Raw genomic sequence first — 15,546 nt, 5'->3', positions numbered from 1 at the left:
GGTCTCCTCCATCCAATCTCCAAACACATTCGCATCCGTGAATAAAAAAGCCAAGAACCATCGTCTTGCCCCTCCCGGCAGCGGCGTTAAAGTCGCGCGCAAACGGGAGGGCATCATGTTCGGGCATCTGAAGGGCAAACACGCGCTGGTCACCGGCGGTGGCACGGGCATCGGCCTTGCCATCGCACGCGCACTGGCCGACCACGGCGCAGAGGTCACCATCACCGGCCGCCGCCTTGCCACGCTGGAGGAGGCTGCCACCCCCGGCCTGCATCCCCTGCGGATGGACGTGATGGACGAATCCTCCGTCGTGGACGGCATCGCGGCTGCTGTGGCGGCCCGCGGCCCGGTGCAGATCTGCATCCCCAACGCGGGCATCGCCGAAGGCCGCGCGCTCCTGAAGACAGACCTGGATTTCTGGCGCCGCATGATGGCGACCAACCTCGATGGCGCCTTCCTCACCATCCGCGAATCGCTGAAGTCCATGACCACGACGGACTGGGGCCGCGTCATCGCCGTTTCCTCCGTCGCGGGGCTGAAGGGGCTGAAGGGGGCGCCCACCTACACCGCCTCGAAACACGCGGTCGTCGGGCTGATCCGCGCGCTGGCCGCCGATTACGCCGCCAGGCCCTGGACCTTCAACGCCCTCTGCCCGGCCTACGTGGACACGGAAATCGTATCGCGCAACGTCGACAGCATCATGGCCCGCACCGGCATGGACGCAGCAGCGGCCAAGGACCTCATGGTGGGCGTCAACCCGCACGGTCGCCTGATCCGCCCGGAAGAGGTCGCCGAAGCCGCACTGTTTCTCTGCGCGCAGAACTCCGGCAGCATGAACGGACAGGCGGTGCAGATCGCCGGGGGCGACATGTGATGCCGTATACCTGCCACCGCCCGGACCCGCCCACGCACAGCGCGCCGCATCCCTGATCCACCGTCCCCTGCCGGGACGGGACCTTCCGTCACGCGCATGAGGACAGACATGACCGACTTCACCCGCACCCGCGCCCTTTTCGACCTGCCGCAGGGCATCACCTACCTCGATGGCAATTCGCTCGGCCCCCTGCCCACCGCCACCGCCGACCGTGTCGCCCGGACCGTCACGCAGGAATGGGGCGCGCAGCTCATTTCAGCATGGAACACCGCCGACTGGATGGCCATGCCCCGCGCGCTTGGCGACCGCATCGGTCGCCTGATCGGCGCCGAACCGGGGCAGACCGTCATCGGCGACACGCTCTCGATCAAGGTCTTTCAGGCGCTCGCCGCCGCGCTGCACCTGAACCCCGGACGCCGCGTGATCCTCTCGGACACCGGCAACTTCCCGACCGACCTCTACATGGCAGAGGGCTTGCTGAAACTCCTGCCCGACGGCTTCGAACTGCGTACCGTCCCGCCCGAGGACGTCGCGCAGAACATCACCGAGGACATCGCCGTCACCCTCCTGACAGAGGTCGACTACCGCACCGGGCGCCGCCACGACATGGGCGCGCTCACCCGTCTCGCACATGACAACGGCGCGCTGACCATCTGGGACCTCGCCCATTCCGCCGGCGCCTTCCCCGTCCACGTCGCCCAAGGCGGCGCCGATTTCGCCGTCGGCTGCACCTACAAGTACCTCAACGCAGGCCCCGGTGCGCCCGCCTTCATCTACGTCGCCCCCCGCCATGCCGAACACGCCGAACCGGCGCTCGCGGGCTGGCTGGGGCACAAGGCGCCCTTTGCCTTCGACCTGAACTATATCCCCGGGGCGGGCATCGAACGGATGCGCGTCGGCACCCCGCCGGTATTGCAGATGGCCGCGCTGGAGGCGGCGCTCGACGTCTGGGAGGGCGTCGACCTCGACGCGCTGCGCGCCCGCTCGCTGGAACTCGCCGACCGCCTCGTCGCCGCCGTCGAGGCCTCCACCGACCTCGCGCTCGCCACCCCGCGCGATCCCGCGATGCGCGGCAGCCAGGTGTCCTTCCGGCATCCGCAGGGCTACGCCATCATGCAGGCGCTGATTGCCGCAGGCGTCATCGGCGACTTCCGCGCCCCCGACATCCTGCGCTTCGGCATCACGCCCCTCTACCTCTCCGAGGGCGACATCGACCACGCCGCCGCCACGCTGGCGCAGATCCTCGACAGCCGCGCCTGGGACCGCCCCGAGTACCGCGCCCGCAAACCCGTCACCTGACGCCTTGCTTCTCTGCTTTCCAAATACCTCCGGGGGTGAGGCCGAAGGCCGAGGGGGCAGCGCCCCCTTCCCCGCTTCGACAAAGGCGACACGACCATGACCGACCCCTACGACCCCGCCAAGGACGGCGCGGAAATGTCCTTTGACGCCCGCATGTCCTACGGCGACTATCTGCGCCTCGACGCGATCCTGACGGCGCAGCATCCGATCTCCGACGCTCCGGACGAGATGCTCTTCATCATCCAGCACCAGACCTCCGAACTCTGGATGCGCCTCGCGCTGCACGAACTGCATGCCGCCCGCGCCGAACTCTCCTCCGGCGACATCCGCCCCGCGTTCAAGCGGCTGACCCGCACCGCGCGGATCTTCGAACAGCTGAACGGCGCCTGGGACGTGCTGCGCACCATGACGCCGGCGGATTACACCACCTTCCGCAAGACGTTGGGCCAAAGCTCCGGCTTCCAGTCGTGGCAGTACCGCGAAATCGAATTCCTGCTCGGCAACCGCAACCCCGCGATGATCCGCCCGCACGACCACCGGCCAGAAATCGCGGCGAAACTCGCCGCCGAACTCGACCGCCCCTCGCTTTACGACTGCGCGGTGGTCCTGCTGGCGGACCGCATCGCCCTGCCCCAGGGCGCGCGGGACCGCGACCGCCACGCCCCGCACGCGCCGAACGACGCGCTGCAACAGGCCTGGGCAGAGGTCTACCGCGATCCCGCCACCCATTGGGACCTCTACGAACTGGCCGAAAAACTTGTCGATCTGGAGGATTACTTCCGCCGCTGGCGTTTCAACCATGTCACCACGGTCGAACGCGTCATCGGGCTGAAACGTGGCACCGGCGGCACCTCCGGCGCGGCCTACCTGAAACGGATGCTGGCGGTCGAACTCTTCCCGGACCTCTGGCACCTGCGCACGGCTCTCTGACCCCGCCGCCTCAACGCAAAACGCCGGACCCAAGGCCCGGCGTCCCACCCGCGATGCAGGCGCTTTCAGACCGCGAAATCGACCGCCTTGCGCAGCGGCAGCGTGCGATAACGCTCACCGCGCAGATCGAACAGCGCATTGGCCAGCGCCGGGGCGGCGGGCGGCGTGCCGACCTCGCCCACACCGCCCAGATGCTCCTGTATTTCAAGGATGCGTGTGTGCACCCGCGGCATCTGCGTCATGCGCAGCGGCTCGTAATCAGGGAAATTCAGCTGCTGCACGGCACCGCCCGCAAAGGTGATCTCTTCGCCGATGGCGGCCGACAGCCCGTAGACCATGGCCCCGACCAGCTGCGCCTCGATGTTGTCGGGGTTGAGCGCCACGCCCGGATCGGCGGCGATCCAGGCCTCCGTGATCCGCACCGGGCCGCCGCCTTCGGGCGCGGCAGTGCCCCCCGCGCGCCCGTCCCGTACCTCCAGCACCATGGCGACCGGCGTGCCGAAACTGTAGCACATGGCCACACCGCGCCCGACGCCTTCCGGCGTCTCGCCCGTCCATTTCGACATCTCCTTCACCGCGTTCAGCACTTCCCACGCGGGCAGGAATTCGTCCCGCGTCATGCCCATGCGGAATTGCAACGGATCGGCCCCGGCCTTCACCGCCAGCTCGTCGATGAAGCTTTCCATGAAAAAGCCGTTGAAGGAATTCCCCACCGACCGCCAGAAGCCCACCGGCGGCATGTCCGGCACGGCATAGCCACGCGCCCGGTAGGCGGGGATGGCATAGGGCTGATTGTGCGTGCCCTCGGTGATCGCCGTGTCAGGCCCGCCCGGCGCAAAACCCGCCGCGCGTGTCAGCGCCGGACCGACCACCGGGGCAGAGGCGACCTTGGCGTCCAGCATCACCGCCGTGCCCGCCTTTACCGCGCCCTTGAAGCGCCCGACGGCTGCGGGGCGGTAGAAGTCATGCGTCATGTCCTCTTCGCGCGAATAGGTCAGCAGCACCGGGCTGCCCGGCATTTCCTTGGCGATGCGCGTGGCGTAGCGGACCACATCCACTTCGCCGCGCCGCCCGAAACCGCCGCCCAGATAGGTCACGTTGAACTCGATCTCATCCTCGTCCAGCCCCGCCTCCTCGGCGGCGACGCGCAGGGCAAAGGTCGGCATCTGCGATCCGGTCCAGACCTTCAGCTTGCCGCCGTCGAACCAGACGTTGGCGGACTGCGGCTCCATCGTGGCGTGCGACAGGAAGGGCACGCGATACTCCGCCTCCACCCGCTCCGTCCCCTCGGGCAGCTTTGTCACGTCTCCATCGTTGCGCAGCATGGAATCCGGTTCCAGATCAAACCCCGACTCCAGCGCCTGCCCGATGGCGGCATCGTCGGCCAGGTAGGCCGCGTCGTGCCATGTCACGGGGATGCGGTTCACCGCATCCATCGCCACCCATGTGTTGTTCGCGATCACGGCAAGCCCGTCACCCAGATCGACAACCTTTTCGACCCCCGGCATCCGCGCGACCTCGAAGGCGTCGAATTCGCGGATCGGCGCCCGCGTCGGCGAAAGCCGCAGCGCGGCGAACTTCTGCCCCGGCAGGCGCGTGTCGATGGCAAAGGTAGCGGTGCCCGTGGTCTTCGGCGGGATATCCCTGCGGCGGAACTGCGTGCCGAGGATCTTCCATTCCTCGCGCGCACGCAGCTCCGTATGCGGCGGCTCCATTTCGGCGGCGCGGGCGGCCAGCTTCGTATAGGGGATCTTGGTCCCGTCCGGCGCGATCACCGCGCCGCGATAGGTGACCATTTCCGAGGGGTCGAACTTCAGCCGGTCCGCCGCCGCCGCCACCAGCATTTCACGCGTGGCGGCGCCCACGACACGCATCCGGTCGTAGCCGTCCCTCATCGCGGTCGACCCGCCCGTGACCTGCATGGAAAAGACCTTGCCCAGATGGCCCATGAGTTCCCCCATGGATCGCTGAAAGGCGCTGGCGTCGTAGCCCTCCGTCGCGGCCCCCATCAGCGCATGATTGTAATAGGCCTGCGCGGGCGGGCCATGGATGATCCGCACCTGATCGAGCGTGACGTCCAGTTCCTCCGCGATCAGCGCGGCCCAGGTCGTTTCCGTGCCCTGCCCCATCTCGGCCCGCGGGCTGACCAGCGTGATCCCCTGCCCGTCGATCAGCACGAAGGGATTGAGCACGCTCTCCCCCTCCGCGGGCTTCAGCGGGTTCGGCGGGTCCTTCAGCACGGTCCAGGCGCCAAAGGCGGCCCCGCCGACGATGGCGGCCGTACCGATCAGAAAGCTGCGCCGCGCGATCTTGCCGATGCTCGCCATCACACGCCCTCCGCCACGGACCGGATTGCCGACTTGATGCGGTCATACGTGCCGCACCGACAGAGGTTGCCCGCCATGGCGGCGTCGATCTCTTCCTCTGTCGGGCTCGGGTTCTCGTCCAGCAGCGCGGCCGCCTGCATGATCTGGCCGGACTGGCAGTAGCCGCATTGCGGCACCTGATACTCGACCCATGCCTTTTGCAGGCGGTGCAGGCGGTCAGGCGTGCCCAGCCCCTCGATCGTCAGCACGGCGCCGTCCACATCCTCCAGCGCCAGTTGGCAGGAGCGCACCGCCTCCCCGTCGATGTGGACCGTGCAGGCCCCGCAGGACGCCACACCGCAACCGTATTTCGTGCCGGTCAGGTTCAGCGCGTCGCGCAGGACCCATAAAAGCGGCACCGTGCCGGGCAAGTCCACCTCGTGGGGGGTGCCGTTGACCGTGAGGGTGAAGGGCATCTGGGCTCCTCTCTTCGGAAATTCCGGGGCAGGCTGGCTGCCGTCTCGTGCTCTGTCGTCTTGCCGCATCGCGGCGGAATTGTCAGGCCCCAAGGGCGTTTGGCCCCTTGGGGAAGTCTGGCGCACCGGAATGCTCCGGCGACTTGGTTCTCCGCCCCAGTGGGTCGTCCGGGCGGTTTGACTGCCGGGGTGGTTCGCCCGGGTTGTTCGTCTGTCGGGGCGGTTCGTCTGCCCCGCCCGCCGGATATCTGCTCCGTTGGCCTGTCTGCTCCACCGCGCAGCCTACCCCGTCGCGAGTCTGCTCCGCCGTCAGTCTGCTCCGTCGGACAACGGCTCCGAACGGCCCGGGGCGGAAATCTTACCGCACCAAACAGGCCCGGCAAAAGGCACAGCCCTTTTGCCGTCAATGATGAAGCGAACCCCCGCAACGTCAAGGTCACAGCCCCTGCGGCACGGTGCCTCTGACAGCGTGGACCGGTGCCTTGGCAACGCTCCGGGCCGGGTCTTCGCCGGAGCAGCCAGGAAGCCGGGCCGCCTGCGGTGTGCGCCTGTCCCAAAGCATGCATGTCACCGGGGCCGGACAGGGCGCGGTCCTGTCGTGCCTGTCCGCCGGGTGCGCCAGCCTTCGGAAATTGCATTTCCTCGGATCTTGCCTGTCCCCGGCTCGCCCGCCCCCGGAGCGCCCGCGATTCGCGGTCCAACCAGCCAAGGCCATTGCGCCATCGCAGACCCGTGGCTCAGGCGCTCGTCAAGATCCGCCCTGACTGGCGGGATCCGGCCCAGTCGCGCGCGGCATCGCCGAATGCCTCGAACAGCGGGCGCGAAACCGGATCGTTGGCCGCGTCCCACTCCGGGTGCCACTGCACCGACAGCGTGAACCCGGCGGCCCCTTCGATGCAAATCGCCTCTGGCGTGCCGTCTGGGGCGAGACCCTCTACCACGACGTGTTTGCCGGGGGTCTTGATCCCCTGCCCGTGCAGCGTGTTCGTCATCACCTTGGCCGCGCCGAAAAGCTTGTGGAACACGCCCCCTTCCGTAAGTGTCACACAGTGCCGCAGGGCGAACTTCTCCTCCAGCGTGCCATCCGGCGGCATCCGGTGGTTCATCCGCCCCGGCAGGTCGCGGATCTCCGGATAGAGCGTGCCACCCATGGCGACGTTGACCTCCTGAAACCCGCGACAGATGCCAAGGAACGGCTGCCCCCGCTCGACGCAGGCCCGCACCAGCGGCAAGGCAATCGCGTCGCGGGCGCGGTCCATGGCGCCATGCGCCTCCGTGTAATCTTCGCCGTATTCTTCCGGGTGCACGTTGGGCCGCCCGCCGGTCAGCAGGAAGCCGTCGCAGGCCTCCAGCAGTTCCGGCACGCTAACCAGCGCGGGATCGGCGGGGATCAGCAGCGGCAGGCAGTTCGACACCTGCGCCACCGCCGCCGAATTCATCGCGCCGCCCGCGTGCGCCGGGTACTGATCGTTGATGAGGTGCGAATTGCCGATAATGCCGACGATGGGCCGCGTCATGAAAGGGTGCTCCTTCTTTGCCCCCTACATAATCCGATAATTCCCCGAGCAAAAGATGAACGGCGCACGCAAGCCCCCGCATATCCGCGCAGGCCGGCGGGAACGCCTCCCGATCGGGCAGCGCCCCACCGGCCCGTACTTCGGCCGCCCCATCGCCCGCCCCCATGGCAAAATCCGGTCCCAGCGGCTATGCCCGGAGCCAACACAGGAGGACATCCCATGAGTGAAAACGCGACCGGACCTTCTACGGGCCAGCCGACGGGCCAGCCGACAGGCCAGACGACAGGCCACACCGCGATCGACCTCGACACATGGGACCGCGCGCAGGCCTACCGCTGGTTTCGCGCCTATGCCAAACCGCACTACGCGGTGACCTGCCGCCTCGACGTGACGCGCCTGATGCGGGACCGCAAACCCGCAGGCGTCTCGCCCTTCCGCGCGTCTCTCTGGGCCATCGGCGCCGCGCTGTCCGCCGTGCCCGACATGCGCACGCGGTTCCGGGATGACACCGTGGTGCGCTACGACCGCGTGGCGCTGTCCTTTACCGTGGCACGGCCGGGTGGCGGCTTTGGCTATGCCTATCAGGACTGGCAGGCGGATTTCGCCGCCTTCGACAGGGGCGTGCAGGCGACCATCGCCACCGTGCGCGCGGGCCGCGACCTTTCGGCCAACACGGCCAGCGACGCGGTGGCCTACCTCTCCTGCCTGCCGTGGCTCGATTTCACCGCGCTCGACCACGCCACGCCTGGACCGGAGGACTGCATCCCGCGCGTGTCATGGGGCCGGATCGTACCCGAAGGCGACCGCTACGCCATGGCGGTGAACGTGCAGGTCAACCACGCCGTGACCGATGGCGAACACCTCGGCAGCTTCTACAGCGCCCTGCAAGAGGCTCTCGACTCCGCCTGACCAAACATCCCGCCGCCCGACCCAAGGCTTTTCGACGAAAAGCCTTGGGTCGCGAAGGACTTTCGACGAAAGTCCTTCCTCCCGGCGCGCCCACGTCACGCCGCCTCCGCGTCCTCAGCCTGCTGTCGATACCACAGAGTGGCGTAGCGCCCGCCGCGCTCCAGCAGCGCGTCATGCGTGCCTTCCTCCACCACCAGCCCGTTCTCAAGCACCACGATGCGGTCGGCATCCGCGATGGTCGACAGCCGGTGCGCGATGGTCAACACCGTGCGCCCTTCGCCCGCGCGCTTCAGCGCCTCCTGAATCGAGGCCTCCGTTTCCGTGTCCAGCGCCGAGGTCGCCTCGTCCAGAAGCAGGATCGGCGGGTTCTTCAAAAGCGTGCGCGCGATGCCCACGCGCTGTTTCTCCCCGCCCGACAGCTTCAGCCCGCGTTCACCAACCGCCGTGTCGTAGCCTTCTGGCAGCGACAAAATGAAATCGTGGATCTGCGCCGCCTTCGCCGCCGCCACGATCTCGTCCTGCGAAGCGCCGTCGCGGCCATAGGCGATGTTGTAGCGGATCGTGTCGTTGAACAGCACCGTGTCCTGCGGCACCACGCCGATGGACTGGTGCAGGGATACCTGCGTCACATCCCGCACGTCCTGCCCGTCGATCTTCACCGCGCCGCCGGTGACATCGTAGAACCGGAACAGCAGCCGCCCGATGGTGGATTTCCCCGACCCCGACGGGCCGACCAGCGCCACGCTCTCGCCCGCCGCCACGTTGACCGAGACGCCCTTGAGGATCGGCCGCGCGGGATCGTAACCAAAGGTCACGTTCTCCAGGTTCACCGCCCCGCCCCGCACCGCCAGCGCCGGGGCGTCCGGTTTGTCCGACACCTCCTCGGGCTGCTCCAGCAGGTCGAACATCTCGGCCATGTCCACCAGCGCCTGCCGGATCTCGCGGTAGACTGTCCCGAGAAAGTTCAACGGCATGGTGATCTGGATCATGTAGGCGTTGACCATGACGAAATCGCCCACCGTCAGGGCGCCGTTCTGCACGCCGACCGCCGCCATGACCATGACGATGATCAGGCCGGTTGTGATAATGAAGGACTGGCCAAAGTTCAGCCAGGCAAGCGAAGTCGCGGTCTTGATCGCCGCCGACTGGTAGCCCTCCATGGCGCGGTCGTAACGCGCCGCCTCGCGCGCTTCGGCGCCGAAGTATTTCACCGTCTCGAAGTTCAGCAGCGAATCGATGGCCTTCTGGTTGGCGTCGGTGTCCTGCTCATTCATCTGACGGCGCAGCTTCACCCGCCATTCGGTGACCTTGAAGGTGAACCAGATATACAGGCCCACCACCACGGCGACGACGACCAGATACCAGATGTCGAAAAGCCATGCGAGCACGACCCCCACCAGCACCAGTTCCAGCGCCAGCGGCCCGATCGAGAACAGAAGGAAGCGCAGCAGGAACTCCACGCCCTTCACGCCGCGTTCGATGATGCGGCTCAGGCCGCCGGTCTTGCGGGTGATGTGGTAGCGCATTGACAGGCGGTGGATGTGCTGGAACGTCTCCAGCGCAAGCGAGCGGAGCGCGCGCTGCCCGACGCGCGCAAAGATGCCGTCGCGCATCTGGGCAAAGCCCACCGTGGCAATGCGGGTCATGCCATAGGCCAGCGTCAGCCCGACGGCCCCGAGCGCGAGGTCCGGCACTTCGCCCGAGAGCGCATCCACCGCGCGTTTGTAGAAGATCGGCGTCACCACCGCGATCAGCTTTGACGCGATCAACAGCGCCATGGCGATCACCACGCGGCGCCGCACCCACGAGAATTTTTCGCCTTCGGGCCAGATATAGGGCCAGACCCGGCGGATCGTCCGCATGCCCGAGCGACGCTCTTCCGCGGCGATCTGCGCCGCCGTGGGCTGTTGGCTCTGGTGACTCAGGGACTGGCTGGCGGGCGCATGCGCCGCGGGCTGTCTGGTCATTGGAAAACCTCTCTGCACCGCGCGGCCGGGGGCCCCCGCCTCGCGGTCTCCTGCTCGAAATATGCCGGGTTCAGCGGACCGTCGCAGCGCGCCCGTCCTCTTGCGCCCGTCCTATCCCGGACGCGCGGCGAGGGCCAGCCCCCTACTCCGTGGCGGTGCCCGCGTCCTGCCCGACGATCTCCGGCAGGTCAAAGATCTGCCCCGGATAGATCAGGTCCGGATCGCGGATGCGGTCGCGGTTCGCCTCGAAGATCTTCACGTATTGCAGGCCCTTGCCGTAGCGGTCTCGCGAAATCGCCCAAAGCGTGTGGCCCGGCTGCACGGTAATCTCGCGGAACGGGCCGGTGCCCGGCGACAGGCTGGCAAGGTAGGCAGGGTCCTCGCGCAGGAAGGGGCTCTCGACCCGCGCCAGGACCTGCCCCGCCGCGTCCACCTGATCGACGCGCAGGGTGTAGGTGCCGCTGTCGACCTCCGGCAGTTGCACCCGCCACTGGCCGTCCTCGCGGATGCGCGCGGTGCTGACAGGCGCGTTGTCGAGATAGATCCGCACGAATGCGGCATCCGCCCCCCGTCCGGCCAGATGCACCGCGCCGTCGTTGCCATAACGGATCGAGTCGAGCGCCACGTCGCCCGGCGCCAGCGGGGTGGCGGGCATCGCCTCCACGCCATCCGGGCCTGTCATCAGGACCGTCGGCGCGGCGGCGGGCGCCTCGCCCACCTGCGGCAACTGCCCGGCGCCCGTCGCGGCGCCGGTGATCGCCCCCGCAGCCGGGCCGCTGGCCGTGGCCCGCGCGTCGCCCGATCCCAGCGCCGCCGGGGCGCTGTCGACCTCGGGCGCCGAAAGCCCCGCCGGCGCCTCGGAGGCGCGCGGTCGCGGGACGGCCACCGCGCCGGTGTCCTCCGCGCCCACCTGTCCCGGTGCCTGCGGTACCCGCCCGCCATGCGGCACGCTGTCCGAACCGGGCAGCTGCGGCGCGGCCCGCTGCGGCGCGGTCCCGACCATGGCCATCGCGCGCGGGGCCGGGATCACGATGACCTCCTGCTCCGACACGACCGGTCCGCCCGCCGCCTGCGTGCGCAGCGACAGCACCGACGCCTCCCCTTCGGCGGGCAGATCGACAAAGGCCACGAACTTCCCGTCCGACCCGATGCGGGTCGAAGCCGCCGGGCTCCCGCCCACCAGCACCTCCACGTCGGCGCCGGGTTCGCCCGCGCCGGCCACCAGCGTGCTGCCACCGGGCTCCGCGCGCACCGTGTCAAAGCGCGGCGCCACCGGGGGGGATGCGTCTCCGCCCGCGTCCGGCGCGCCGCCTGCGGGCCGCTCCGCGTCGGTTCCGGCGCTCTGCACAGGCCGCTCTGCTCCTGTGGCCGCAGTCCCTGCGGTGGACGCGCCCGCCCCTGCGGTCGGCACCTCCGGAGCTTCGGTGCCTGCGGTTTTCGCTTCTGGCGTCCCCGTCTCCGGCAGCTTGGACGTGCCGCGCCCGGTATCCGCCTCGGCGACCCGCGAGCCTCCACTTCTGGCGTCCGCTGCCGGCTGTGCCACCGTAACACCCGCGCTACCCGCCTCGGCCACGTCCGCGTCCGGGGCCGCAGCGCCCTCTGTCTCCGCCGCAGCGCCCTCTGTCTCCGCCGCAGCCCCCTCTGTCTCCGCCGGATCGCCCTGTGCGTCCGTCGATGCCTCTTCGGGCGGCATCTCTGCCCCGGCTGCGGGTTGCTCTGTCGCGGCCCGCCCGGCCTCAGGCGCGCGTTCCTCGGGCGCGGCGAGTTGCGCCGCCGCAGGCTCAGCCACCTCGTCCGAAGGCCCCGCCGCATCCGCCTTTGCTCCGGACGCGGCTTCAGGTGTTCCTTCTACGACAGCTTTCGGCTCCGGTCTGGCCTCCGCCTGCTCCGGCTCGGCTTCCGAAACAACCGACCCCGGCCCAGAAGACTCACCAGACGCCTCCCCAGACGCCTCACCAGACGCCTGCTGCGGGGCCGTCTCCACTGGATCTTCCACGCCGAAGTCGAGAAGGCCCATCGCCACGGCCACCACCACCGCGCCCGCTATGGCCGCGCCGCCGATGGCGCTGTTGATCAAGGTTTTGTTCATGGCAGTCTTCTGTCCCATCTTTTCGCCGCCAAAGCCCCCCAGCCCGCGCGACGGAATAGTTGAGCGTGTATAAACCACGGGGTAACACCGGTCAAAAGCCGATTTTCCAACCGAAAGTGCCCCGATGTCCAGCCGATCCGCCCTGAAATCCGTTTGTGTATACTGTGGCAGCCGCATGGGCGACCGCCCCGAATACGCCGAGGAGGCCGCCCGCCTCGGTGCAGCCATCGCCACCGAAGGCTGGCGGCTGGTCTATGGCGCGGGCGATGTCGGGCTGATGGGCACCGTCGCGCGCGCCGCGCAGGATGGCGGCGGCGACACTTTCGGCGTCATCCCCACCCACCTTCTGCAGATGGAGGTGGGCAAGACCGACCTCTCCCGCTTCGTCGTCACCGAGACGATGCACGAACGCAAGAAGGTCATGCTGATGAACGCCGATGCGGTCGTCGTCATGCCCGGCGGCCCCGGCACGCTGGACGAATTCTTCGAGGTGCTGACATGGCGCCAGCTGGGCCTGCACGACAAACCCATCGTGCTGATGGATGTCGCAGGCTACTGGGAGCCGCTGAAGGCGCTTCTGGACAGCGTCATCGACCACGGTTTCGCCGAGGCGCCGCTCCTGGATTTCGTTCAGAGCGGCGGTGGCGCGGCAGAGGCCATGGCGCTCTTGCGCCGCGCGCTTTCTTGAACCCTCGCTTGAGCCTTGGCCCGAACTTCGGCCCGAACTTCGGCCTGAACTTCGGCCTGAACTCTGGCCTGAACTCTGGCCTGAACTCTGGCCCGAGCGATCGACTGCACTGAATACAGCGCCAGCCCGGCCCAGATCAGCGCGAAGGCGATAACCTGATAGCGGTTCAACGGCTCGTCCAAAAGGAAGACGGCGGTCAGGAATTGCAGGGTCGGGTTGATGTACTGGATCAGCCCGAGCGTGCCCATCCCGATGCGCTGCACCGCCGCCGAAAACAGCATGAGCGGCAGCGCCGTCGCCACGCCCGACAGCACCAGCAGCGCGTCGGTGGGCAGGTCCGCCCCCAGCGCGCCCATGCCCTGTGCCTGACGCCAGATCACGTAGACCAGCGCCACCGGCGACAGCAGCAGCACTTCCGCCGTGACAGATACGACCGGCCCCACCGCCACGCGTTTCTTTACCAGCCCATAGAGCGCAAAGCTCGTGGCCACCGTCAGCGACAGCCAGGGCGCCACCCCCAGCCCAAAGGTCAATTGCACCACCGCCAGCGCGGCCAGCGCCACCGCGATCCACTGCAGCCGCCCCAGCCGTTCCTTCAGGACGACGGTGCCGATCAGCACCGCCAGCAGCGGGAAAATATACAGCCCCAGCGCCGTCTCCATCACCCGCTCGATCTGCACCGACACGATCAGCAGGAACCAGTTGACGGAAATCAGCAGCGCCGCCAGCAGCAGCAGCCCGGCGCGGCGCGGGCTGGACAGCGCCTCGCGCAGGCGCGCCAGTTTGCCCTGCACCGCCACCAGCAACGCAAAGCTGACCGCCGACCAGAGCATCCGGTGCGCCATGACCTCCGGCGCGGGAACGTGGGTCAGAAACTTGTAGTAAAGCGGCGACAGCCCCCAGATCACGCAGGCGGCGATCATGGCAAGGACACCTTGGAACTGTTGCGACATGGGGCGCCTTTGTCAGGAGCGGGAGGGGTGGAGCGGGTAACGTCTTGAACCGCGCGAGAAATCCGGCCCGGACCGGGGGCGACCCTAGCCAGCCCGCCGCCGCGCCACAAGCCCGCCCGGACGCAAGCGCCACAGCGTTTCGCACGCCCTTGCCAAAATTTTAGTTAACCCATTGTTAACAAAAAGGGTTTCGCCGCGAAACCCGGGCTGCGCCCGCCCTCGGCCCGAAACAAAAAAGGGGCGCGGCCTGCGCCACGCCCCTTCGGTATCCTGCGGGTCCGGGAAATCAGAGGCGCGAAGCCACGTTTTCCCAGTTCACGAGGTTGTCCATGAAGTTGTTCAGATAGGCCGGGCGCTTGTTGCGGAAATCGATGTAGTAGGAATGCTCCCACACGTCGCAACCCAGCAGCGCGGTCTGGCCAAAGCACAGCGGGTTCACGCCATTCTCGGTCTTGGTCACCTTCAGGCCGCCGTCGGCATCCTTGACCAGCCAGCACCAGCCCGAACCGAACTGGCCCGCACCGGCGGCGCCGAATTCTTCCTTGAACTTGTCAACAGAGCCAAAGCTCTCCTTGATCGCCGCTTCCAGCTCGGAGGGCATGTCATGGTTCGACGGGCCCATCATCTCCCAGAACTGGGTGTGGTTCCAGTGCTGCGAGGCGTTGTTGAAGATGCCGTTCTGCGCCACGGCGCCCGCCTGATAGGTGCCCTTGACGATCTCTTCGAGGGACTTGCCCTCCCACTCGGTGCCGGCGATCAGCTTGTTGCCGTTGTCGACATAGGCCTTGTGGTGGATGTCGTGGTGGTACTCGAGCGTCTCCTGGCTCATGCCGTTGGAGGCCAGAGCATCGTGCGCATAGGGAAGATCGGGAAGTTCGAAAGCCATTGGGGTCACCCTCTCCGTGTTTTGGAATTTCACCTACCTACCTGTTCCGCCCCGACCGCAAGGTCAAGCGTGATCGCTGAAATTTCGGCGCGCAGAGGGCCGCGCAAAGGCTGTAACGCCCCCGCACAGGCGATGTGCAACGCCGCGAGCCGGGCGGTGGCCGCCTGGTTGCCCGCCTGCGTGGCCTAGCTCGCCAGCCGGTCGACCTGACAGGTCCCAAGCGCATGATAGGCGGTCTCATTCCCCGGCATCGTGGCCGAGACAGCGAACCGGCGGTCCGCCTTCATGTAGGTGCCGCGATACTGGATCACGACCGGCGACCGGCCCAGCACGGCACGCACCTCCCAGGCAAATGTCGTGCGCCTGCCGTTGTCCTTCGCCACACGGGCGGGAACGGGCTGGCCATCGTTGAAATGCAGGATCACCGCGTCCGACACCACCACGCGGCCGTCATTCCGGTCGTGCGCGATGAAGATCAGCGGCTGGATCCAGCCATCGGCCCGCGCCTTCTCCACCAGGCATTTGTAGGCGACCGTATCCCCGGCCCGCGCCCCGCCCCCCGGCACCAGAGCACTGAGCGTGGCCGCCAGCAGCAGGAGTATCCGGATCATGCGCGGCCCTTTCGTCAGTCCCGCCCCACTATCCGGGGGGC

General features: G+C 67.9%; 13 protein-coding genes. 5 read left to right on the top strand and 8 right to left on the bottom strand.

Annotated features, from left to right (window positions below):
- Positions 1-115: 115 nt before the first annotated feature.
- The 3 genes from J5474_RS04090 (at position 116) to kynA (ending at position 3,103) form a co-directional block, all read left to right on the top strand.
- Positions 116-874 carry an SDR family NAD(P)-dependent oxidoreductase gene (locus J5474_RS04090; protein ID WP_209359542.1) on the top strand — a complete coding sequence of 253 codons (759 nt, stop codon included), beginning with the start codon at positions 116-118 and terminating at the stop codon, positions 872-874.
- Between the two features lie 108 nt (positions 875-982).
- On the top strand, positions 983-2,173 hold the full coding sequence (gene kynU / locus J5474_RS04085) for a kynureninase (RefSeq protein WP_209359541.1): 1,191 nt from the start codon (positions 983-985) through the stop codon (positions 2,171-2,173).
- Positions 2,174-2,269: 96 nt separating this feature from the next.
- The gene (kynA, locus tag J5474_RS04080) at positions 2,270-3,103 is read left to right on the top strand and encodes a tryptophan 2,3-dioxygenase (RefSeq protein ID WP_209359540.1); all 834 of its coding nucleotides are present in this window, start codon (positions 2,270-2,272) and stop codon (positions 3,101-3,103) included.
- Between the two features lie 65 nt (positions 3,104-3,168).
- On the opposite strand, the gene J5474_RS04075 is transcribed toward kynA, so the two are convergent.
- The 3 genes from J5474_RS04075 to J5474_RS04065 all read right to left on the bottom strand — a co-directional run bounded on the left by J5474_RS04075 (position 3,169) and on the right by J5474_RS04065 (position 7,402).
- Entirely contained in the window at positions 3,169-5,430 is a 2,262-nt protein-coding gene (locus tag J5474_RS04075) for a xanthine dehydrogenase family protein molybdopterin-binding subunit (protein ID WP_209359539.1), read from the bottom strand.
- Positions 5,430-5,885, bottom strand: coding sequence for a (2Fe-2S)-binding protein (locus J5474_RS04070; RefSeq protein ID WP_209359538.1), 456 nt, complete (start codon positions 5,883-5,885; stop codon positions 5,430-5,432). The genes J5474_RS04075 and J5474_RS04070 overlap by 1 nt, the downstream gene beginning before the upstream one ends.
- A gap of 737 nt (positions 5,886-6,622) precedes the next feature.
- Entirely contained in the window at positions 6,623-7,402 is a 780-nt protein-coding gene (locus J5474_RS04065; protein WP_209359537.1) for a gamma-glutamyl-gamma-aminobutyrate hydrolase family protein, read from the bottom strand.
- A 219-nt stretch (positions 7,403-7,621) separates the two neighbouring features.
- Here J5474_RS04065 and J5474_RS04060 point away from each other — a divergent pair, with 219 nt between their 5' ends.
- Entirely contained in the window at positions 7,622-8,311 is a 690-nt protein-coding gene (locus tag J5474_RS04060; RefSeq protein WP_209359536.1) for a CatA-like O-acetyltransferase, read from the top strand.
- A gap of 95 nt (positions 8,312-8,406) precedes the next feature.
- Here the strand turns inward: J5474_RS04060 and J5474_RS04055 are convergent, their stop codons facing one another.
- Positions 8,407-10,173 carry an ABCB family ABC transporter ATP-binding protein/permease gene (locus tag J5474_RS04055; protein WP_245216267.1) on the bottom strand — a complete coding sequence of 589 codons (1,767 nt, stop codon included), beginning with the start codon at positions 10,171-10,173 and terminating at the stop codon, positions 8,407-8,409.
- Positions 10,174-10,420: 247 nt separating this feature from the next.
- Positions 10,421-12,367: a LysM peptidoglycan-binding domain-containing protein gene (locus J5474_RS04050; RefSeq protein ID WP_209359534.1), complete on the bottom strand. Its 1,947-nt coding sequence runs from the start codon at positions 12,365-12,367 to the stop codon at positions 10,421-10,423.
- A 124-nt stretch (positions 12,368-12,491) separates the two neighbouring features.
- Between J5474_RS04050 and J5474_RS04045 the strand changes: the two genes are divergently transcribed.
- The gene (locus tag J5474_RS04045; RefSeq protein WP_209359533.1) at positions 12,492-13,055 is read left to right on the top strand and encodes an LOG family protein; all 564 of its coding nucleotides are present in this window, start codon (positions 12,492-12,494) and stop codon (positions 13,053-13,055) included.
- Here the strand turns inward: J5474_RS04045 and rarD are convergent.
- From rarD to J5474_RS04030, 3 genes are all read right to left on the bottom strand, one after another.
- Positions 12,998-14,008 carry an EamA family transporter RarD gene (gene rarD, locus J5474_RS04040; RefSeq protein ID WP_209359532.1) on the bottom strand — a complete coding sequence of 337 codons (1,011 nt, stop codon included), beginning with the start codon at positions 14,006-14,008 and terminating at the stop codon, positions 12,998-13,000. The two genes, J5474_RS04045 and rarD, sit on opposite strands and share 58 nt — an antisense overlap.
- Before the next feature lie 286 nt (positions 14,009-14,294).
- Entirely contained in the window at positions 14,295-14,894 is a 600-nt protein-coding gene (locus tag J5474_RS04035) for a superoxide dismutase (protein WP_209359531.1), read from the bottom strand.
- Positions 14,895-15,079: 185 nt separating this feature from the next.
- Positions 15,080-15,505, bottom strand: a complete 426-nt coding sequence (locus J5474_RS04030) for a hypothetical protein (protein ID WP_209359530.1) — start codon at positions 15,503-15,505, stop codon at positions 15,080-15,082.
- Positions 15,506-15,546: the final 41 nt, after the last annotated feature.

Source organism: Sagittula salina (assembly GCF_017813235.1).
Classification (GTDB): Bacteria; Pseudomonadota; Alphaproteobacteria; order Rhodobacterales; family Rhodobacteraceae; genus Sagittula; species Sagittula salina.
This window is presented reverse-complemented; position numbering and strand designations above follow the sequence as displayed.